Here is a 20489-nt window from a genome sequence, read left to right on the forward strand (position 1 = left end):
CCAGTTTACTTCAACCGATCAAAACCCCAGCCGATTGGCCGTCCACAACAGGACGAAGCCACTGACCACACACAGAAGTCCGACCAGTCTGCGGGCCGGTTCGGGGATGCTGCGCAACGCCTCAAGCATCCGCTCGACAAGCGAAGGGGCCAGCGCATAGGCCAGCCCCTCGACAATCAACACCAGCCCGAAGGCCAGCAGGATCATACCCATTATTGGGAGGCCGGCGCGGCGGGCGCCGAACGGCCTTGCGGAGATCCGAGGTAGTTGAAGAACTCGGAATCCGGGCTGAGCACCAGCGAGCTGTTGCCGCCTTTCAGAGCGTTCTCATAGGCCGAAAGCGAGCGGTAGAACTCGAAGAACTCCGGGTCCTTGCCATAGGCTTCGGCAAAGATCGCGTTCCGTTCGGCATCAGCCTCACCGCGAACGATCTCCGCCTCACGGCGGGCCTCGGAGACCAGTTCGACCACGGTCCGGTCAGCCTGGGCACGGATCCGCTGTGCAGCTTCTTCACCGCGCGCCACTTCGTCGGCCGCCTCGCGTTCCCGCTCGGCGCGCATCCGGGCAAAGGTCGCTTCGAGGTTGGCCTGCGGCAGGTCGGTACGTTTCAGGCGAACGTCGATCACCTCAAGGCCCAGATCGCGGGCCTCGGCGATCGCGCCGTTGCGAATGCGCAGCATCAGCGCCGCCCGGTCCGAGCTGAGAATGTCATTCGAGCTTACCGAACCCAGAACCTCGCGGGTTTTGGCGCGCAGGATCGAATCCAGACGCTGCTCCGCTGTGTCGATGCCACCGGCACCCACGGCCTCACGGAACTGCCGCACATCGGTGATCCGATAGCGCGCGAAGGCGTCGACCACCAGGCGGCGGTCATCCAGCGGCGTGACTTCCAGCGGCCCGACCTCGCGGCTTAGAATACGGTCATCGTAGCGCACGACCTCCTGAATGACCGGAATCTTGAAGGCCAGGCCCGGGTCTTCCTTGACGTCGATCACGCGACCGAATTGCAGAACCAGCGCTTTTTCACGCTCGTCCACGATGAAGATCGCTGAGAGGGCGATCACAATAACCACGAAAATGGCAGGTAGGAGAAAGGTTGATTTACGCATGTCTTAGTTCCCCTCACCCGAGTTGCGGCGCAGTTCGTTCAGCGGCAGATAAGGCACGACGCCCTGCCCCTGGCCTGTTGCGCTGTCATCCAAGATGATCTTGTCCACGTCGCCCAGAACCTGCTCCATCCGTTCAAGGTACAGACGTTTGCGGGTCACATCCGGAGCTTTCGAGTATTCTTCGAGAACCGCGCCAAACCGGCTGGCCTCACCCTGAGCTTCGTTCACGACCTGTGCCCGATAGCCTTCGGCCTCTTCCAGCACCTGCGCGGCTTCACCACGCGCGCCGGCCAAAACCCGGTTCGCATAGGCATCGGCCTGCTTCTCCAGCCGGTCGCGTTCCTGTCCAGCCGACTGAACCTCGCGGAAGGCATCCTTTACCGGTTCCGGTGGGTCGGCGCCGTCAAAGTTCACACGGACGATGTTGATGCCCGAGTTGTAGCTGTCCAGAGTCGACTGGATCAGTTCCTCAAGCCGTTCGGCGATGATAGCACGGTCGCGGTTCAGGATCGGCGCGAGGTCCGACTGCGCGATGATCTCGCGCATGGCCGACTCAGACACGGCCTGGATAGTTTGTTTCGGGTCGCGCAGGTTGAACAGGTAGTCCGCAGGATTCGAGATATTCCAGACCACCTGGAAATCGATATCGACGATATTTTCGTCGCCCGTCAGCATCAGACCGGCGTCCGAACCGCGACCGCCAGATCCGATGGTTTCGGTCTGTTCGACCTTCACCGGGATGACTTCGGCCGTGACAACAGGCCACGGGGCAAAGTTCAGACCTTCGGTGCCGATTCCGGTAAAGCGACCGAACAGCAGCTCAACAGACTGCTCTTCGGGCTTGACTGTGTAGGCGCTGGCAAAGCCCCACAGAACCAAGGCGGCAACCCCGCCCAGCAGGATGGTGCCCTTGGTAATTGCCGGGCCGCCACCGCCGCCCTGGCCGGATCCGTTGCCGCCTCGGCCCCCGCCGCCGCGCCCGCCCATCAGCACGCGCAGCTGCTCCTGGCCTTTTTTCATCAACTCGTCGATCTCGGGGATCTGCGGCCCGTCGCCTTCGGGCGGGCGTCGCCCGTCCCCATTGTTTCCCCGGTTTCCTCCGCCACCGGATGAGCCTCCGCCCCCCCAGGGGCCTCCGCTGTTGCCCGCCATGTGTTTCATTTCCCTTGTTTTGGCCCGTGTTCTTACGGGATCACTTGTAACCTGTGTGCGCGCGGTTGCAAATCAAGCGGTACGCACGGGTTGCCGCATGGTTACCAGTTCTTCGGCCATCACCGGATGAACCGCAACCGTGCGATCGAAATCTTCCTTTGTCGCGCCCATTTTGACCGCGATGCCCGCCAACTGGATCATTTCGCCCGCGCCGGGGGCGACAATGTGACAGCCCAGCACCTTGCAGGTGGCCTGGCTGACGATCAGCTTCATCAACACCCGTTGCGTGCCGCCCGCGAACGCCTTCTGCATCGGCTTGAACGAGGTCGCGTAGACCTCGATCGGCTCCTGCTCGGCGGCCTGCTCCTCGCTCAGGCCCACGGTTCCCATCTCGGGCTGGGTGAAGATCGCGGTCGGGATCAGCTCATGATCCACCGGGGTGGGGTTGCCCTTGAACACGGTCTCGACAAAAGCCATGCCCTCGCGGATGGCGACCGGCGTCAGATTCACCCGGTCGGTCACGTCCCCGATGGCATAGATCGAGGGCACCGCGGTCTGGCTGTATTCGTCCACGACAATCTGCCCTTTGCGGCCACGTTCGACGCCCAGCGCCTCAAGGCCAAGATCATCGGCATTCGGCGCCCGGCCCGTGGCATACATAACCACATCGAACAGCTGTTCAGACCCGTTGGTCGCCTTGACCCAGATCTTGTCGCCCTGCTTTTTCATTTCGAGCACATTGGTGCCCAGATGCACATCGATCCCGTTTTGGCACATCTCTTCGCAGATCAGGCCGCGCGCCTCGTCGTCGAAACCCCGCAGGATTTGCGCGCCGCGATAGAACTGCGTGGTCTTGACGCCCATGCCGTTCATGATCCCGGCGAATTCGCAGGCGATATAGCCGCCACCGACGATCAGCATGGTCTCGGGCAGTTTCTCAAGGTGGAAGATCTCATTCGAGGTGATGGCCAGATCCGAGCCCGGAAACTCGGGCACCACGGGACGCCCGCCGGTGGCGATCAGAATGTGCTTGGCGGTCCTTCGAGTTCCGTCGGCCAGCTCGACCGTATGCGGATCGAGCAGTTTCGCGCGCTGGTCAAAGGTTTCGACACCGTTGTTCTTGAGGATATTGCGATAGATGCCTTCCAGCCGGTCGAGTTCGGCATGCAGCTTGCCGCGGAACTGCGGCCAGTCGAAATCGCCCGGCTGAATGTCCCAGCCATAGGCACGAGCGTCCTCGACCATTCCCGCGTATTCGCTGGCAAACACCATCAGCTTTTTGGGAACGCAGCCACGGATCACGCAGGTTCCGCCATAACGGTCCTCTTCGGCCAGCGCGACCTTGGCGCCGTTTTCGCCCGCCGCCACACGCGCCGCGCGGACACCGCCCGAGCCGCCTCCAATGACGAAAAGATCATAGTCAAAGCTCATGCCGCGTTCCTTTTGTCAGCCTGCCTGAAATTGCCCTGAGTATTTGGGGGCGTGAATGATCGTGCCAACCCCTTGGCCCGGAAATCGCACACCGCTGTGAAGGCGGGTGCGCGGTTGGCTCAGTCGGCCAGGTCCGAAAACAGGTTGTCGTGTTCGTCGCCCAACCGATCCAGCTCGATCGTACCGCTGTTGAAGTCGCGCAGCTCGACCCGGCCGTCGCCGTGGCCGATCACGACCTTGTCGCAGATGTCGATGAACAGCCCGTTTTCGACCACACCCGGTATCTGGTTCAGCACCAGTGCAAGTTGCCTCGGGTTGCCGATGCGTTGCAGGTGCAGGTCGAGTATGTGATTGCCCTCATCCGTCACGGTCGGCGCCTCGCTGTTCATCCGCAGGGTCGCCGAAGTACCCAGTACGTCCATCGTGTCCAGCAACTCCTCGATCAGCGTGCGCGTGGTCTGCCAGCCAAATGGAATGACCTCGACCGGCAGCGGGAACGCGCCCAGCGCCTCGACCTCTTTCCCTGCATCGGCGATCACGATCATCTGGTCGCTGGCCGTCGCAACGATCTTTTCCTGCAGCAACGCCGCGCCGCCGCCCTTGATCAGGTTCAATTCACCGTCGAACTCGTCGGCGCCATCGATCGTCACGTCCAGCCAACCCGCCTGATCCAGCGAAACAACCTCGATCCCGACCTCGCGCGCAAGCTGCGCCGTAGCCGTCGACGTCGGAACGCCTTTTATCCGCAGACCTTCGTCCCGCACCCGCTCTCCCAGACGACGCACCAACCATGCCGCTGTCGATCCGGTACCCAGACCCACGCGCATCCCGTCTTCGACCATCTCGGCCGCGCGATAGGCGGCGACACTCTTGGCCCGGTCGATGGGTGACAACTCTGCTGTCATTGCGGCTTCCCCTCAGTTCTTTGGGGAACTTATACGGAAAGCCCTGCCCGACTGCGAGGCCCAAAATCCGCGGGACCGGCGCAATAATCGATACACGAATACGCGTTTCCCATCGGAAACGTCGCAATCAAATCTTCAGTGGTCGGCTCGGTTGTGTAAATAAAGCGCATACAGTTTCCTAGCGGTTCGGGCGCTTCAAACCGGCCCGGCCGCCAACTCGCGACAAGGCTCAGCGACCAGACATGTTTCTATCCGTCTTCGATATGTTCAAAGTGGGCGTTGGCCCATCCTCGTCCCACACGATGGGGCCGATGGTGGCGGCCGCGCGGTTCCTCGATCTGATGCGCGCATCGCCATTCGAATTCGCTGGCTTGCGCGCGTCTCTGCATGGATCTTTGGCCTTCACCGGCGTCGGCCACGCCACGGACCGCGCCACGATCCTGGGGCTGGCTGGGTTTGTCCCCGACAGCTATGACCACGACCGTGCCGAAGCGGCACTGACCGCAATTGCCGAAACCGGCACTGTCACACCCGAGGGTCTGCCGACCCTTCAGTTCGACCCAAAGGCCGATCTGATCTTCGACTACGACAACACACTACCCGGCCATGCCAACGGCATGATCCTGATGGCCACCGACGCGCAGGGCGACGTGATCTTGCGGCAGGTTTATTACTCGGTCGGCGGCGGCTTTGTCCTGACCGAAGAAGAACTGGCCGAAGGCAAGGACACCAATGACGGCCCGCCGGTGCCCTTCCCGTTCAAGACCGCCGCCGAAATGCTGGAAATGGCGCGCAGCAGCGGCAAGACGGTCGCCGAAATGAAACGCGCCAATGAGATCGCGCGCGGCTGCGCCGACAGTTTCGCGAAGGGCACCGCTCGCCTGTGGGAGGTGATGAACGCCTGTATCGAGCGCGGGCTGAGCACCGAAGGCATCCTGCCCGGCGGCCTCAAGGTTCGGCGCCGCGCCAAGGCGATCCACGATGCGCTGATGGCCGAGCGCGGCATGAACCTGAACGCGCCGCACACGATCAACGACTGGATGAGCGTCTATGCGATGGCGGTGAACGAGGAAAACGCCGCCGGCGGTCAGGTCGTCACCGCCCCCACCAACGGCGCGGCGGGCGTACTGCCGGCGGTGCTGCGCTATTACCTCGATCACGTTCCCGGCGCGTCAGAAAGCCATATCGAGGATTTCCTGCTGACCGCCGCCGCTATCGGCGGTCTGGTGAAGTACAACGCGTCGATCTCGGGTGCCGAGGCTGGCTGCCAGGCCGAGGTCGGCAGCGCGGCCGCAATGGCCGCGGCGGGTCTTTGCGCAGTGATGGGCGGCACACCGGAACAAGTGGAAAACGCCGCCGAGATCGCGCTGGAGCATCACTTGGGCATGACTTGCGACCCGGTCGCCGGGCTGGTTCAGGTGCCTTGCATCGAGCGCAACGGGCTGGGTGCGATCAAGGCGGTTTCGGCGGCGTCGCTGGCCCTGCGCGGAGACGGGCAGCATTTCGTGCCGCTGGATGCGGTGATCGAGACCATGCGCCAGACCGGCCATGACATGCACGAGAAGTACAAGGAAACCTCGCTGGGCGGACTGGCCGTCAACGTGCCAAACTGCTGAGGGATCGAACCGGGAGGGCAGCTCAATGCGCGGACATTGCCTGTGCGGCAGAATCGGGTTCGAGGTCGACCCTCCGGTCCTGTCTTGTGTTTCCTGCCATTGTGACAGCTGCCGCCGCCAGTGTGCCGCGCCGATGACCACATATTTTGGGGTCCGCGACGGACAGTGGCGTTGGACCGGAGAGGAACCGAAGCGGTTCAACTCTTCCCCCGGTGTCGAGCGCAGCTTTTGCCCGCATTGCGGAACGCCGATCTCGTTCCGATCCACTACGATGTCCGACGTTTTGCACCTTTATGTAGCGACACTGGAGAACCCCGAAGCCCTGCGGCCAACGCTGCATGTCGCCTATGAAGAGAAACTGACGTGGCTCGAACTGGGCGACGGGCTGCCCACTTGCTTCGGTCCGGACTACACAAAGGTGCAGCCCTTGCCCGAGGGCTGACGACGGGCCTTTCCCATTCTTCGGGAAACGTCTAGCGTCGCGCCCATGACACAGGATCGTCCCGTCTTCGGCATCGTTTTGATGCTTGGTTTCTGCGTGCTTGCACCGCTGGGCGATGCCTTGGCCAAGCTGTTGGGAGAAACCACTCCGCTTGGCGTTCTTGTGCTGGTGCGTTTTGCGGTGCAGGCGGCCATCCTGATCCCGCTGGTGGCGCTGACGGGTCGGACCTGGCGAATGCGCGGGCGCGTGCTGCGGCTGACCGTGCTGCGCACTCTGCTGCACATTGTCGGAATCGCAGCGATGTTCAGTGCGCTGCAGTATCTGCCGCTGGCCGATGCCGTCGCCATCGCCTTTGTCATGCCATTCATCATGCTGCTGCTGGGCAAGTGTGTGCTGGGTGAAGAAGTCGGGCATCGTCGTCTGATCGCCTGCATTGTCGGCTTTGCTGGCACGTTGCTGGTCATCCAGCCCAGCTTTGCCGAGGTTGGTGCTCCGGCCCTTTTGCCGCTGATCGTGGCTGTCGTCTTTGCCCTGTTCATGCTGGTGACCCGGCAGATTGCCAAAGAAACCGATCCAATTGCCCTGCAGGCCGTGTCCGGGCTGCTGGCCACCGCGGTCTTGGCTCCAGTGCTTGCGATCGGGGCCCTGACAGGTCTTCCGGATCTGGCACTGACCCTGCCGCAAGACAACGCTCATTGGTTGCTGTTGGCCATCGGTGTTCTGGGAACCGTGGCACATCTGCTGATGACATGGGCGCTGCGGTTCGCGCCTTCGGCAACACTGGCGCCGATGCAATATCTGGAAATTCCGGTGGCGACCTTGATCGGCTGGCTCATCTTTCACGATCTGCCAAACGGCCCGGCGGCCCTGGGGATCGCCATCACGATCGCGGCCGGGCTTTATGTCATCCTGCGCGAGCGGGCCAGCGCCCGGTCTGCCCCGACGCAAACGCCTGCATGACAGCATCAAGAGCACCGCGCGGCACCATGACCAGCAACCCGGGTCCGTCGACCTCGAGCGTAACCTGAGCCAGCGCACGGTTCGATGTTCCGACCCGCCCGTCCGGCTCAAGCACCAGCCCGTCGATCGGCCATTCCAACCCCGAACTGCGTCCGGTTACCCGCTGAAATGGAAACAATGACACTGTGTCGCCCGGCGTGAGCGACAGTGATATGCTGGGCGGGGCGTGAAAGACCACTTCGCGTGCGCCCAGCAGGACGCACGGCCTGTCTTGGTGGCAAACCAGCGTATTGAGCACCGCCAGTTGGTGGTCCAGCCGACCTCCGAGAAACCCGACGCCCAAGACCAGCGGCGCGCGGATATTGCGTAGGGCCTTGTCGAAATCAGTGCTGTCCTGTTCCCGGATCGGAAACAAACGGTCCTCTGGTACCCGTGCAAGATAGGCGCGTTCCAACGAATCGAAGTCGCCGATCACCGCATCCGGAACGCACCCCGAATCGATCAATGCGGCGGCCCCGCCATCCGCAGCAACAGCGCCGTTGACGCGATTCAGCGCCAGATTCAAGTCATCGGGGCCGATTTCCCCTCCTCCGAACAGGGCAATTGGTCTTTTGGAATGAACAATTTCGCCGTTTTTTCCAAGATTGACCATTTTTCCCGCTTTTGGACACATTGAGACCACAAAATGATAGGTTCTTTAGATCAGGTTCGAGCTGACAGACGCGCCCAGCGTCGCGCGGGTTGGCTCTGTGTAGTTTGTAGAGGACGTGCGTCTGATGGTACAGAACAACAAGGTATTGACCGTTTCCTACGGAACCTTCTCATGCACTTTGGAAGGCTTTGAAGATTCCTTTGAGACGATGAAGGCGATTGCCGAATACTTCCGCGATCTTGCCGCGGATGACAGGTATTTCGGCTCCGAGCCTCCGCAACCAGACGCAGAAATGTTGACCCGTATCGCTCAGCGTGACGCTTCGCGCCGTGTGGAAGCCAAGCAGAACGACACCGGACTGCTGCTGCGCGCCACGGACGAAGCCCATGATGCGGCCCCGCAACAAACCGCACCCGCAGCCAGCACACCAGCGCCCGCCAGCCCTGACCTGAGCGTGGTCGACACGGCACCAGCGGCTGGTGCTGCCCCGTTCTTTGCCGATGCGGAGCCGGTCGAATCCGCAGCCCCCCAAAGCGCCGACAGCATCGCCGCCAAACTGCAGCGCATCCGCGCGGTCGTCTCGCATAATGACCAAACGCCCCCCGCCTACAGCGAAGACGAAGACAGCGGTTTTCTAGCCTCGCCCGAGCCCCAGATTGACGCCATCTCGGCCGCATTCGAAGCCGGAGCGCTCAGCCCCGACGATCTGGATGCAACCGAAGAAGTGGCGCAGGAAGATGCTCCGGTAGAAGCCACACAACAGCCCACGGACCCGTTTGTCGACCTGGCCGAGAAAGAACCTCAGGCCGCGGTCGAATTCGAAGCGGAAGAAGAATTCTCGGCAGCATCGGAAGTCGAAGCGGAGGCTGATGAAGGCGCCGAGGATGCTCCGGAAGTTGAAGCTGATCTGGAAGAGGCTGAGGAAGCCGCGGCGGAAGAAACGTCCGAAGACGACCAGGCCGCCAGTGATGAAGAAGCCTCGTCCGAGATTCTCTTTGCTGATCTTGAAGAGGACACCGACTCGGAGCCCGAGGCTGACGACATCCTCAACATTCTGGGTGATCAGCCCGAAGATGCCGATGAGGAAGTCTCTGAACTCGCGGAAGACGGCGTCCTGACTGCCGAAGACGAAGAGAGCATCCTGGGTGAGATCTCGGAAATCGAAGCGGAAATGGATGCGCGCTCGAAACGCGACGCAAACAAGCCTCAGGACGTGGACTCGGACGTGTTGCGCCTGATGGAGAAGGCCGACGCCCAAATGGACGACCCGGCCACTTCGGACAAGCGGGAAACTTATTCCCACCTGCGCACAGCTGTAGCAGCCACCGAAGCTGAAGGCGGCAAGGCCCGCGATGCGGATGAGGACGAAAACCAGAAATATCGTGGAGACCTGGCCTCGGTCGTCAGCCCCCGTCGTCCCGAAATCCATGTCACCAGCATGCGCCCCGAGTCGGATACGGCCGCGCCGCTCAAGCTGGTTGCCGAGCAGCGCATCGATACGCAGGACGCGGACGCCGGTCCGGTCACCCCGCGCCGCGTGACCGCAGCACAAGACGACGACCCATCCGAAGAAGGCGGCTTTGCCCATTTCGCTCAGGAGCAGGGCGCACAATCCCTGCCCGACCTGCTGGAGGCGGCGGCGGCCTACCTGTCTTTCATCGAAGGTCAGGAGCAGTTCTCGCGTCCGCAGCTGATGAACAAGGTGCGTTCACTCAAGCAGGATGAGTTCAACCGCGAAGAAAGCTTGCGCTCGTTCGGCCAGCTTCTGCGCGATGGAAAGATCGAAAAAGCCGGCGGAGGGCGCTTTGCCGCCTCGAACCAGATCGGCTTCCGCCCCGACGACAAGCGCGCCGCGGGCTGACAAGACCCCCCAACTGCCCAAGACAGGCCGGAGATCCTCTCCGGCCTTTTTTGCATTTTACGAAAAAGCTCAGAACTTGAACGCCAACGCCACGTATGGGCCAGTAAGTATAAGATCGACAACGTTGCGGCCGTCCTCAAAATCAACGCTCAGATGACGGTAGCCGGCTGCAACATCGATGGTCTCGGTCCAGCTCCAATTGGCTTGAACGAGGGCTTCCCACTGGAATTTCGACCCATAGCCAAAACCACCGATGTTGCCCATGGCCGCAAGCTTCCAACGCTCATTCAGCGCGCGAGAGTATCGTGCCCCAATGATTGGATCTGTCCAGCTTTGGTCAGTGCTTGCCGTGAAACCGGCCACGGTTGTCGACAGATCAAGATCCCAATGGCGCAGCCCGCCCAGCACCTCAATCCGGGACTGGCTGTCCTCTGCCACCGCGTAGCTGCCCGCAAGCGAGGTCATGATCCCGTCCAGCTCCCAGCTCGCGGCGTTGCTGAATGGTCCGATGGAAACGGTGTCGCCCAAATTCAGATAGTTGAACTCGGCTCCGATCGTCCAACGCCCATTCCGGGCCTCGCCCGCGATCAGAAATGCACTGTTTAGAATGTCGAAGATGGATTTGCTGCCATCAACCGGAGGGTTCGGCCCAATGTCCAGAGAAGTTCTGAAATCCGGCCCCCAGAGATAAGGGGCAATGACGAACTCCCAATCATCAGCCCAGACGGCGCCCGAACTCAGGGTTGCGAGACTGGTCAATGTGACCAAAACAGCATATTTCATCAAGGATCCACCTGCCGACTTGTGCTTACCGAAACTGTTTTTCGGACAAGCCTGTCACGTCGGCAGGTTTCTTACAACGGTCTGGCCTATTGCTGATCTTGATCCGGGTCTTCTTTGCCAACGCCACGAAACACAAATTTGAATGGCAGCGCCCACAGAACACCCAAAACCACATAGACCAGCAGTTCGACCAGGATCGATGGTCGGTCCAGCCAGTTCACGATGGTGACCACTGCTACAATGTACAGCGGCAGCCCCACCAGCAACAGAACCAGCGACCACCGTCTGCGGGCCTTGTAGCTGAGGCCGGGTTTGTCCGCGCCTGTCATCAGTCGGCAAACGGGTCGGTCACCAGGATGGTGTCGTCCCGCTCCGGGCTGGTAGACAGCAGCGCCACCGGGCATTCGATCAGTTCTTCCACCCGGCGGACATATTTGATGGCGTTTGCCGGCAAGTCTGCCCAGCTGCGCGCGCCCTCGGTGGACTCGCTCCAGCCCGGCATTTCTTCATAGATCGGCGTGCACCGCGCCTGCTGATCCGCAGCCGTGGGCAAATAGTCCAAACGCTTGCCGTCCAGTTCGTAAGCGACACAGATTTTCAGCGTCTCGAACCCGTCCAGAACATCGAGCTTGGTCAGGGAAATTCCGTTGACGCCGCTTGTGGCGCAGGTTTGCCGCACGAGGCAGGCGTCGAACCAGCCGCAGCGCCGCTTGCGGCCTGTCGTGGTGCCGAATTCATGTCCGCGCTCTCCCAGTCGCTGCCCGTCGGCGTCGTGCAGTTCGGTCGGGAACGGGCCTTCGCCAACACGAGTAGTGTAGGCCTTCACGATACCCAGAACGAAGTCGATCGACCCCGGACCGATCCCCACGCCCGTCGCCGCCTGCCCTGCAATCACATTCGAAGAGGTCACAAACGGATACGTGCCGAAATCGATATCCAGCAAGGCACCCTGAGCGCCTTCGAACAGGATGCGCTTGCCCGCTTTGCGCTTTTCGTTCAGCACTTTCCAAACGGGAGCCGCGAAAGGCAGGATCTGCGGAGCGATTTCCTTCAATTGGGCGATCAATGCGTCACGATCCACGGCATCGATACCCAAACCCTTGCGCAGCGGGTCGTGGTGCTGCAACGCCCTATCGACCCGAGCCTCCAGAGTCGCCTCATCCGCCAGATCGGCCACACGCACCGAGCGGCGACCAACCTTGTCTTCATAGGCCGGGCCGATCCCGCGCCCGGTCGTGCCAATCTTGGTGCCCTTGCTCGCTGCTTCCTCGCGCGCGCGGTCCAACTCGCCGTGGATCGGTAGGATCAAGGGTGTGTTTTCGGCGATCATCAGCGTTTCAGGCGTAATCTCTACGCCTTGCGCGCGGATCGTTTCGATCTCTTTCAGCAGATGCCAGGGATCCAGGACAACGCCGTTGCCGATCACGCTCAGCTTGCCACCACGCACCACACCAGACGGCAGTGCATGCAGCTTGTAGACCTCGCCATCGATGACCAGCGTATGCCCGGCGTTGTGCCCGCCCTGAAAACGCGCGATCACGTCTGCCCGCTCGCTGAGCCAGTCGACGATCTTGCCTTTTCCTTCGTCACCCCATTGGGCGCCGACAACAACCACATTGGCCATATCCGGTCCTTTTTGCGCTGAATTACCAAACCCGGCTCATATAGCGGGGCGCAGGCAACAGGGAAACCGGTAATTCGCCGCAGCCACCAATCGCGCCGACGCGCAATGCTGTTGTCGGGGATCATGGCCACCGGACGGAGTCCGCGCCGTTGTTCATCTGGCCGGGAACACAACTGGAAAAGGCCCGGAACGGGCAACACCTTGAAAGTCAACTTGCGCTACAGGCGTACCGGCATTCCGTGAGGCGTCTTCAGATACGCCGCCTCCCAAGCTACGCGCATTACGTGGACTTCTTCGGGCAATGCCGTTTCCTGCTCGGCCAAAACCGACTCGAGCGTTTCGAGCCAGGCCATGAAATAGTCATCGCCCCCGTCCAGCTCGCGGTTCAGCCCGTGGCGCCGCAAAGTCTCGGAGAACCGGGCGGCCCAATCGGTCCAGGAAATCCGGCCGACCTCGCTCAACGCCACCGTCACCGCAAACACCTGAGCGTGCCAGGGGTTCTCAAAAACCGGACTTGGGGCATTGTGATCGGGACAGATGCTCATGCGGGTTCCAGATAGCTTTGCCAGATATCCAGAATCACCTCGTCATCCGGGTGTTCGGGATCGGCCCACAGTTCCGACGCGGGAAAAGCAACGGCATAAAGCGGCTCGGGCGCTTCACCCAGGCCATGCGCGCTGGCGTCCGGCAAGACATGTGTGCCGTGAAACCGCAAAATTCGTCCGGTCGCGCCCGCGCCGTAAGCGGGCAGCCGCGTGTGTCCCCCATCAACAAGACGATTGGCAGAAGGGCGCAGCGTGCGAACGGTCTGGCCGACCTCAAAAGCGACAGGGGTATTCGACGGGCGATCGGCCGGTCCGCCTTTGGCCAGAACTCTGGCCACCGCATCTGCCGGCAGTTTTCGCGGAGCAAGCGGATGTGGCTCGTCAACGCCCTGCCCGCGCAGATCCTCGATCCGCAGAACTCCGGTCTCGACCAAAAGGTCGGCCAGGGCCGAAATCCATTTCTCGTAATAGCTGAACCGGGCATAGTCCTTGGGGGACAGCCTTTCCCGCGCATGGCGCGACGTGTCGATGTTCCATTGGCCCAACGCGCCCGCAGCCAGTGTCACGGCAAGGGCCCGCGCGTGCCAGTCTTCGGCAAAAACCGGCGCGTCTTCAGGCTCGGGACGCACCGGCCCGTCGCCGAACCGCCCGCCCATGTCGTGGACACGGGTCATGCTGGCACCTTCGGCAAACCCGTACCGATCATACTGTCGCGCGTGACCAGCGCGGCGAGGTCCCCTTCGCTCAGATCGTCAGTGCCTTCCGGGCGCATGGGCAAAACCAGATACCGTATTTCGGCGGTCGAATCCCAGACACGAACCGCTGTACCTTCGGGCAGTTCAACTCCGAACTCAGCCAGGACGCGGCGCGGCTCGCGCACGGCACGGGCGCGGTATGCGTCAGATTTGTACCAGCCCGGGGGAATACCCAACAGCGGCCATGGGTAACAGCTGCACAAGGTGCAAACGACCATGTTGTGCGTCTGGGGAGTATTCTCGACCACGACCATATGTTCGCCCTGCCGGCCATAAAATCCCATCTCAGAGAGCACAGGCGTGGCGTCGTCCAGCAGGGCGCGTTTGAACTCCGGGTCAGCCCAAGCTTTGGCGACAACCTTCGCACCGTTCTGCGGACCGATCCGGTTCTGATAGGTGTCGATGATCTCGTCCAGAGCGGCCGGGTCGATCAAACCCTTGCGGGTCAGGATCGTCTCAAGCGCTTTGACGCGCAAAGCGGGGTCCGGGGGCAGCAACGCGTGCGGGTGGTCGTGGTCGTCATGTGGCATGGCCGCAGCCTGAGCCAGGCACCGCCGTGTGTCCAGCCCCATTTGGCCTGTTCGGCACAATCCCCGGCGGTGATGGCAACTCGTGGCTTGCCCCCGGCCTCAAACTTGCTTAAGTACCCGGCGATACACGCCACGCCGCACAGGAACACCATGGAAAACGTCGTTCTCATCATCCACCTTCTTTTGGCTTTGGGCCTGATCGCCGTTGTTCTGCTGCAGCGGTCCGAAGGCGGTGGCCTGGGCATGGGTGGCGGCGGCGGTGGCGCCATTGCAGGACGTTCGGCAACGACGGCACTGGCAAAGGTGACCTGGATCCTTGCAGCCTGCTTCATCGTCACCTCGATCACCCTGACGATTCTTGCCGCGGAAAAATCGGCTGGAAGCTCGGTCATCGACCGACTTGGCGTTCCGGCTCAGGACGCGACCGAAGAGAGCACACCTGCTGTTCCCTCGGCCGAGGACCTGCTGCCGCCGGCGCAGGGCGACAACGCGCCGCTGATCCCACAGGCCGACTGATCCACAAAACCTAGAAATCTGAAAGAGAACCACAACAGCATCTTGCGGTTCTCTTGCGCTTTTTGCGCGAATCCTTTATACGTGAAGTCCCGTGATGCTGCGGTTTTTTGGAACCGCCGGGCAGTTGATGTTGACGTCTCACGGGGGCAGCCGAAGAAACATGGCACGATTTATTTTCATCACTGGTGGTGTTGTTTCATCCTTGGGCAAAGGGCTGGCGTCCGCTGCTCTGGGTTCGCTTCTGCAGGCTCGGGGATACTCGGTTCGGCTGCGCAAGCTGGATCCCTACCTGAATGTCGATCCCGGCACGATGTCGCCGTTCGAACATGGTGAGGTTTTCGTCACCGACGACGGGGCCGAGACCGACCTGGACCTGGGACACTACGAGCGCTTCACGGGTGTTGCCGCACGAAAGACCGACTCGGTCAGTTCGGGGCGGATCTATTCAAACGTTCTGGAAAAGGAACGCCGCGGCGACTATCTGGGCAAGACCATTCAGGTGATCCCGCACGTGACCAACGAGATCAAGGACTTCATCGCCATCGGCGAGGACGAGGTCGATTTCATGCTGTGCGAGATCGGCGGCACCGTGGGCGACATCGAAGGCCTGCCCTTCTTTGAAGCCATCCGCCAGTTCAGCCAGGACAAACCGCGCGGCCAGTGCATTTTCATGCACCTGACCTTGTTGCCTTACATCAAGGCCTCTGGCGAGCTGAAGACCAAGCCCACCCAGCACTCGGTCAAGGAACTGCGCTCAATCGGCCTGGCGCCCGACATTCTGGTCTGCCGTTCCGAAGGACCGATCCCGCAGAAAGAGCGCGAAAAGCTGGCCCTGTTCTGCAACGTGCGCCCCGACGCGGTAATCGCCGCGCAGGATCTCTCGACCATTTACGACGCGCCGCTGGCCTATCACCGCGAAGGTCTCGATCAGGCCGTGCTTGACGCATTCCAGATCAGCCCGGCGCCCAAGCCCGACCTGTCGAAGTGGGAAGACGTCAGCGACCGCATCCACAACGCCGAGGGCGAAGTGAAGGTCGCGATCGTCGGAAAGTACACCCAGCTGGAAGACGCCTATAAGTCCATCGCCGAGGCGCTGACCCATGGCGGCATGGCCAATCGCGTCCGGGTCAAGGTTGAGTGGGTCGATGCCGAGATCTTCGACACCGAAGCCCCCGGCCCGCATCTGGAAGGGTTCCACGCCATTCTGGTGCCCGGCGGCTTTGGCGAGCGCGGCACCGAAGGCAAGATCAAGGCTGCGCAATATGCCCGCGAACACAAGGTGCCGTATCTGGGCATCTGTCTGGGCATGCAGATGGCAGTGATCGAGGCCGCGCGCAACGTGGCCGGCATTTCCGGCGCGGGGTCCGAGGAATTCGACCACGAGGCTGGCAAAAAACGCTTTGAACCGGTGGTCTATCACCTCAAGGAATGGGTTCAGGGCAACGCCAAGATCGAACGCAAGGTTGGTGACGACAAGGGCGGCACCATGCGTCTGGGTGCCTACAACGCGGTTCTGACCGAAGGCTCGAAAGTGGCCGAGGTCTATGGCAGCACCCAGATCGAAGAACGACACCGCCACCGCTATGAGGTGGACACCAAGTATCGCGAACAGCTTGAGAAAGCGGGTTTGAACTTCTCGGGGATGTCACCCGACGGACGCCTGCCCGAGATCGTCGAATGGTCGGATCACCCGTGGTTCATCGGCGTGCAGTACCACCCGGAACTGAAATCCAAACCTTTCGATCCGCACCCGTTGTTCCGCGACTTCGTTCGCGCGGCCAAGGACACGTCACGTCTGGTCTGAGGCGGACTGTACGGCTTGGTCTTGCTTTGCAAAGCGTTCCGGTTCAGTTTGAGCCGGAACGGACAAAAGGAGCAGACCGCGTGAGCAAAGGATACTGGGTGGCCCATGTCGATGTAGACGACATGGAGACCTACAAGACCTACATCGCTGCCAATGGCGAGGCGTTTGCCGAATACGGTGCCCGTTTTCTGGTCCGCGGTGGAGATCGTCAGGTGCGGGAAGGCGCAGCGCGGGCGCGAACCGTCGTTATCGAATTTCCCAGCTACGAGGCCGCCCTGGCCTGCTATGAAAGCGACCTGTACCAAAAGGCAAAAGCCTTGCGCGATCCAGTTTCATCCGGTGATCTGGTGATCATCGAAGGGTATGACGCCTAGCACGGACACGGTGACAGAAATACGGATTCCCCAATGCCACTGCTAAAGAACTTCCTGCAGGCTTTGCGCCCTCCTCAACAGACCACGCTGCCGGACCCCGATGCGGAACTGGCGCTTGGCGCTTTGCTGGTGCGTGTTGCGCAGGCCGACCGCGACTACAAGATCGAGGAAATCAGCCTGATCGACCGCATCCTGGCACGGCTGTACCAGCACAACGCGATCGAAGCCGCCAAGGTGCGCGCCACCTGCGAGAAGCTGCACGCCGCAGCCCCCGACACGGATACCTTCGGCAAACTGATCCGCGAAACGACGGATTTGCACGAACGTCTGGCCGCGATGGAGGCCCTTTGGGAGGTTGTGCTGGCCGACGGCAATTCGGACGAGGGCGAGATCAAGATCGTCGAAGAAGCGCGTATCGCAATGGGCCTCAGCTACAATGACAGCCAGGCCGCGCGCGAACGGGTGCAAAGCCGCTTGGACGCGGGCTGAGTGACGGCTATATCTAGGCCATGTTCAACGCCTTCCTGTCCCGGCTGACCCAGCCGCAACCCGACCCACTGACCGATGACGACGCCCGGCTGGCCTTGGCCGCCCTGCTGGTTCGCCTTGCCCGGTCCGATGATGACTATGCCGATACCGAGATGTCGCGCATCGACAAGGTTCTGGCCGAGCGCTACGGCCTGTCCCCGTTCGAGGCCGCAGGGCTGCGCGCCCAGGCCGAAGATCTGGAGGCCGAGGCCCCTGATACCGTCCGCTTTACCCGTGCGATCAAGGATGCGGTGCCGTACGACCATCGCCTCGGCGTGGTTCAGGCGCTGTGGTCGGTGGCGCTGGCTGACGGTCAGCGCTCGCAGGACGAGGACTCGCTGCTGCGGCTGGTCGTCAGCCTCCTGGGCGTCAGCGACGTGGATTCAGCTCTAGCCCGGCAGAAGGCCGCCAAATCGTGACGGCGATGCTGGGCATGTACGACATGCCCGCTTTGCAACCGGCCAACGATCGCTTTTGGAGTTTGATTCGCGCACATTTGGGCGAAGGTCCGAACCATCTGACCCGTGATCGCGATTTCTGGGAGATCTGGCAGGACCCTGACCTTGTCTTTGCCCAGACCTGCGGCATGCCCTATCGCACGCGCCTGCACGGCAAGGTGCATCTGGTCGGCACTCCAGATTATGACCTGCCGGGCTGTCCGCCGGGACACTACTGCTCGGTTTTCGTGGCCCACGCCGATGACGCGCGCGATCTGCCTGAACTGGCGGCCGGCATTTTTGCCTATAACGAGGCGCTGTCCCAATCGGGTTGGGCCGCGCCGGTCACGCATCTGTCCGAACTGGGCATTGCTCCGGCGCGCCTGCTGGAAACCGGTGGACACGCTTTGTCGGCGCAGGCCGTGGCCGATGGACATGCCGATTTCGCATCGCTGGACGCGCTGACATGGGTGCTGCTGCAAGAGCATACCGATCTGGGCAAGCGCCTGCGCCCGGTGGCAACCACGCGCCCCACCCCGGCGTTGCCCTACATCACTGCGATCACGCGCGATCCGGTCCCGGTCGCCACCGCGGTTCGCGCCGCGATCTCAGACCTTTCCCCGGCAGATCGCGCAGCGCTACACATCCGCGGGTTGATCGACATTGCAGCCGATCTCTACCTTGCCGTTCCCAACCCGCCATCGCCTGCGGCGTTGCTGCCTGAAAGCTGACCAATTTGACCACTGACCGTGGCCGAATCGGAGGTTTCGGGACTTGAACTTGTCATTTGCGCATTGCATTGCTCTTGTTTTTCGGCCCTAGTACCGCACCAACGCAATCAACAACACCAGGACGACCCGTGACAGACAGCACTCCCGTCATCGAGATCAAGAACCTGCACAAAAGCTTTGGCAATCTCGAAGTCCTCAAAGGAGTGGACATCACCGCCCATCGCGGCGACGTGGTGTCGCTGATCGGATCATCCGGGTCGGGCAAATCCACCCTCCTGCGCTGTTGCAACCTGCTGGAAGACAGCCAGGAGGGCGAAATCCTGTTCAAAGGTGAGCCGGTGCGCTGGACGGGAACCCGCGATCACCGCCGCCCCGCCGATCCCAAGCAGGTGCTGCGCATCCGTACCAACCTGTCGATGGTGTTCCAGCAGTTCAACCTTTGGGCTCACATGACCATCCTGCAGAACGTGATGGAAGCCCCGATCACCGTGTTGGGCCGTGACCGGCACGAGGTCGAGGACAGCGCCCGCAAATACCTGGACAAAGTTGGCATCGGCGACAAATGCGACGCCTATCCCGCGCAACTGTCGGGCGGCCAGCAACAGCGCGCCGCGATCGCGCGAGGCCTGTGCATGGAGCCCGAGGCGCTGCTGTTCGACGAGCCGACCTCGGCGCTGGATCCCGAGCTGGAACAGGAAGTGATCAAGGTGATCAAGGATCTGGCCGCCGAAGGCCGCACCATGATCATCGTCACGCACGACATGCAGATGGCGGCCGACATCTCTAGCCACGTGGTGTTTCTGCACCAGGGCCTGATTGAAGAAGAAGGCTCGCCCGAAGATATTTTCACTGCTGCCGAATCCGAAAGGCTTCGGGGCTTTCTCTCCGCCACAAAGGCGGCGTAAAATCAGGACAGAACCAAACAGGGGAGTTACCAATGAAAAACCTGATTCTGACCACTGCAGCGCTGGCGCTTGGCGCTGGTATGGCCATGGCCGACACGGTCCGCATGGGCACCGAGGGCGCCTATCCTCCGTACAACTTCATCAACGACGCCGGCGAGATCGACGGCTTCGAGCGTGAGGTCGGCGACGAGCTGTGCAAACGCGCTCAGCTGGAATGCGAATGGGTCAAGAACGACTGGGATTCGATCATTCCGAACTTGGTCTCGGGCAACTACGACACCATCATCGCGGGCATGTCGATCACGGCCGAGCGTGACGAGGTCATCGACTTCACCCAGGACTACTATCCGCCGACCGCTTCGGCCTATGTCGCAACTTCGGCGGATGCTGACGTGACCGGCGGCGTCGTCGCCGCACAGACCGCCACCATCCAGGCTGGCCACGTGGCCGAGTCGGGCGCAACTCTGGTTGAATTCGCAACGCCCGAGGAAACCATCGCCGCCGTGCGCAACGGTGAGGCTGATGCCGTTCTGGCCGACCGCGACTACCTGGTGCCGCTGGTTGAGGAATCGAATGGCGAACTGGTCTTTGTCGGCGATCCGGTTCCGCTCGGCGGTGGCGTTGGCATGGGCCTGCGCGAAAGCGATGCCGAACTGCGCGGCAAGTTCGATGCCGCCATCACCTCGATGAAAGAGGACGGCACCCTGAACGAGATGCTGAAAAAGTGGTTTGGTGAAGACACCGCCACCTACGCACCTGACGGCTCGGTCGTCACCAACTAAGCATCCGGTCCTGCGGTTCGGCGCCACACGCGCCGAACCCACCCCGG

The 20489-nt window shown here is 61.7% G+C and carries 24 protein-coding genes; 12 read left to right on the top strand and 12 right to left on the bottom strand.

Annotation, left to right across the window (positions count from 1 at the left end; genetic code table 11):
• Positions 1–18: 18 nt before the first annotated feature.
• The 5 genes from K3752_RS10855 to rpiA all read right to left on the bottom strand — a co-directional run bounded on the left by K3752_RS10855 (position 19) and on the right by rpiA (position 4597).
• Positions 19–213: a DUF2065 domain-containing protein gene (locus K3752_RS10855; protein WP_093962522.1), complete on the bottom strand. Its 195-nt coding sequence runs from the start codon at positions 211–213 to the stop codon at positions 19–21.
• Positions 213–1109: a protease modulator HflC gene (gene hflC / locus K3752_RS10860; protein ID WP_170338336.1), complete on the bottom strand. Its 897-nt coding sequence runs from the start codon at positions 1107–1109 to the stop codon at positions 213–215. The genes K3752_RS10855 and hflC overlap by 1 nt, the downstream gene beginning before the upstream one ends.
• Positions 1110–1112: 3 nt before the next feature.
• Positions 1113–2261 (bottom strand): FtsH protease activity modulator HflK, encoded by a 1149-nt coding sequence (gene hflK, locus K3752_RS10865; protein ID WP_170338334.1) that lies wholly within the window; start codon positions 2259–2261, stop codon positions 1113–1115.
• Between the two features lie 72 nt (positions 2262–2333).
• Positions 2334–3692, bottom strand: coding sequence for a glutathione-disulfide reductase (gene gor, locus K3752_RS10870; protein ID WP_260063231.1), 1359 nt, complete (start codon positions 3690–3692; stop codon positions 2334–2336).
• Positions 3693–3811: 119 nt separating this feature from the next.
• On the bottom strand, positions 3812–4597 hold the full coding sequence (gene rpiA, locus K3752_RS10875; RefSeq protein ID WP_170438000.1) for a ribose-5-phosphate isomerase RpiA: 786 nt from the start codon (positions 4595–4597) through the stop codon (positions 3812–3814).
• Between the two features lie 242 nt (positions 4598–4839).
• On the opposite strand from rpiA, the gene K3752_RS10880 reads away from it, so the two are divergent.
• The 3 genes from K3752_RS10880 to K3752_RS10890 all read left to right on the top strand — a co-directional run bounded on the left by K3752_RS10880 (position 4840) and on the right by K3752_RS10890 (position 7615).
• Positions 4840–6213 (top strand): L-serine ammonia-lyase, encoded by a 1374-nt coding sequence (locus tag K3752_RS10880; RefSeq protein ID WP_260063232.1) that lies wholly within the window; start codon positions 4840–4842, stop codon positions 6211–6213.
• 133 nt (positions 6214–6346) lie between these two features.
• Positions 6347–6655, top strand: coding sequence for a GFA family protein (locus tag K3752_RS10885; protein ID WP_254432902.1), 309 nt, complete (start codon positions 6347–6349; stop codon positions 6653–6655).
• Positions 6656–6700: 45 nt separating this feature from the next.
• The gene (locus K3752_RS10890) at positions 6701–7615 is read left to right on the top strand and encodes a DMT family transporter (RefSeq protein ID WP_260063233.1); all 915 of its coding nucleotides are present in this window, start codon (positions 6701–6703) and stop codon (positions 7613–7615) included.
• On the opposite strand, the gene K3752_RS10895 is transcribed toward K3752_RS10890, so the two are convergent.
• Positions 7560–8267, bottom strand: a complete 708-nt coding sequence (locus K3752_RS10895) for a thiamine diphosphokinase (RefSeq protein ID WP_260063234.1) — start codon at positions 8265–8267, stop codon at positions 7560–7562. The two genes, K3752_RS10890 and K3752_RS10895, sit on opposite strands and share 56 nt — an antisense overlap.
• Before the next feature lie 124 nt (positions 8268–8391).
• On the opposite strand from K3752_RS10895, the gene K3752_RS10900 reads away from it, so the two are divergent.
• The gene (locus K3752_RS10900; protein ID WP_260063235.1) at positions 8392–10128 is read left to right on the top strand and encodes a hypothetical protein; all 1737 of its coding nucleotides are present in this window, start codon (positions 8392–8394) and stop codon (positions 10126–10128) included.
• 69 nt (positions 10129–10197) lie between these two features.
• Here the strand turns inward: K3752_RS10900 and K3752_RS10905 are convergent, their stop codons facing one another.
• From K3752_RS10905 to nthA, 6 genes are all read right to left on the bottom strand, one after another.
• Positions 10198–10911, bottom strand: coding sequence for a YfaZ family protein (locus K3752_RS10905; RefSeq protein WP_260063236.1), 714 nt, complete (start codon positions 10909–10911; stop codon positions 10198–10200).
• Between the two features lie 86 nt (positions 10912–10997).
• Entirely contained in the window at positions 10998–11240 is a 243-nt protein-coding gene (locus tag K3752_RS10910) for a DUF2842 domain-containing protein (RefSeq protein WP_260063237.1), read from the bottom strand.
• Positions 11240–12535 (bottom strand): adenylosuccinate synthase, encoded by a 1296-nt coding sequence (locus K3752_RS10915; protein ID WP_170337852.1) that lies wholly within the window; start codon positions 12533–12535, stop codon positions 11240–11242. The genes K3752_RS10910 and K3752_RS10915 overlap by 1 nt, the downstream gene beginning before the upstream one ends.
• A 218-nt stretch (positions 12536–12753) precedes the next feature.
• The gene (locus K3752_RS10920) at positions 12754–13080 is read right to left on the bottom strand and encodes a nitrile hydratase accessory protein (protein WP_260063238.1); all 327 of its coding nucleotides are present in this window, start codon (positions 13078–13080) and stop codon (positions 12754–12756) included.
• Positions 13077–13754, bottom strand: coding sequence for a nitrile hydratase subunit beta (gene nthB / locus K3752_RS10925; RefSeq protein WP_260063239.1), 678 nt, complete (start codon positions 13752–13754; stop codon positions 13077–13079). Before nthB ends, K3752_RS10920 begins: the two co-directional genes overlap by 4 nt.
• On the bottom strand, positions 13751–14365 hold the full coding sequence (gene nthA, locus K3752_RS10930) for a nitrile hydratase subunit alpha (protein WP_260063240.1): 615 nt from the start codon (positions 14363–14365) through the stop codon (positions 13751–13753). Before nthA ends, nthB begins: the two co-directional genes overlap by 4 nt.
• Positions 14366–14515: 150 nt before the next feature.
• Between nthA and secG the strand changes: the two genes are divergently transcribed.
• The 8 genes from secG (at position 14516) to K3752_RS10970 (ending at position 20442) form a co-directional block, all read left to right on the top strand.
• A complete protein-coding gene (gene secG / locus K3752_RS10935; RefSeq protein WP_093962537.1) occupies positions 14516–14881 on the top strand; it encodes a preprotein translocase subunit SecG in 366 nt (121 codons plus the stop codon).
• A 160-nt stretch (positions 14882–15041) separates the two neighbouring features.
• Entirely contained in the window at positions 15042–16685 is a 1644-nt protein-coding gene (locus K3752_RS10940) for a CTP synthase (protein WP_260063241.1), read from the top strand.
• 80 nt (positions 16686–16765) lie between these two features.
• A complete protein-coding gene (locus tag K3752_RS10945; RefSeq protein ID WP_170363112.1) occupies positions 16766–17059 on the top strand; it encodes a DUF1330 domain-containing protein in 294 nt (97 codons plus the stop codon).
• A 39-nt stretch (positions 17060–17098) separates the two neighbouring features.
• Positions 17099–17548 carry a TerB family tellurite resistance protein gene (locus K3752_RS10950; protein ID WP_170340012.1) on the top strand — a complete coding sequence of 150 codons (450 nt, stop codon included), beginning with the start codon at positions 17099–17101 and terminating at the stop codon, positions 17546–17548.
• A gap of 20 nt (positions 17549–17568) precedes the next feature.
• Positions 17569–18006 carry a TerB family tellurite resistance protein gene (locus K3752_RS10955; protein WP_093962539.1) on the top strand — a complete coding sequence of 146 codons (438 nt, stop codon included), beginning with the start codon at positions 17569–17571 and terminating at the stop codon, positions 18004–18006.
• 5 nt (positions 18007–18011) lie between these two features.
• Positions 18012–18755 carry a phosphate/phosphite/phosphonate ABC transporter substrate-binding protein gene (locus K3752_RS10960; RefSeq protein ID WP_260066301.1) on the top strand — a complete coding sequence of 248 codons (744 nt, stop codon included), beginning with the start codon at positions 18012–18014 and terminating at the stop codon, positions 18753–18755.
• A gap of 128 nt (positions 18756–18883) precedes the next feature.
• On the top strand, positions 18884–19660 hold the full coding sequence (locus K3752_RS10965; RefSeq protein ID WP_093962540.1) for an ABC transporter ATP-binding protein: 777 nt from the start codon (positions 18884–18886) through the stop codon (positions 19658–19660).
• A gap of 32 nt (positions 19661–19692) precedes the next feature.
• Entirely contained in the window at positions 19693–20442 is a 750-nt protein-coding gene (locus K3752_RS10970; protein WP_093962541.1) for a transporter substrate-binding domain-containing protein, read from the top strand.
• The last annotated feature ends 47 nt before the right edge of the window (positions 20443–20489 follow it).

Origin of the sequence: Ruegeria sp. B32, from assembly GCF_025141855.1 — a bacterium.
Lineage (GTDB): Bacteria > Pseudomonadota > Alphaproteobacteria > Rhodobacterales > Rhodobacteraceae > Ruegeria > Ruegeria arenilitoris.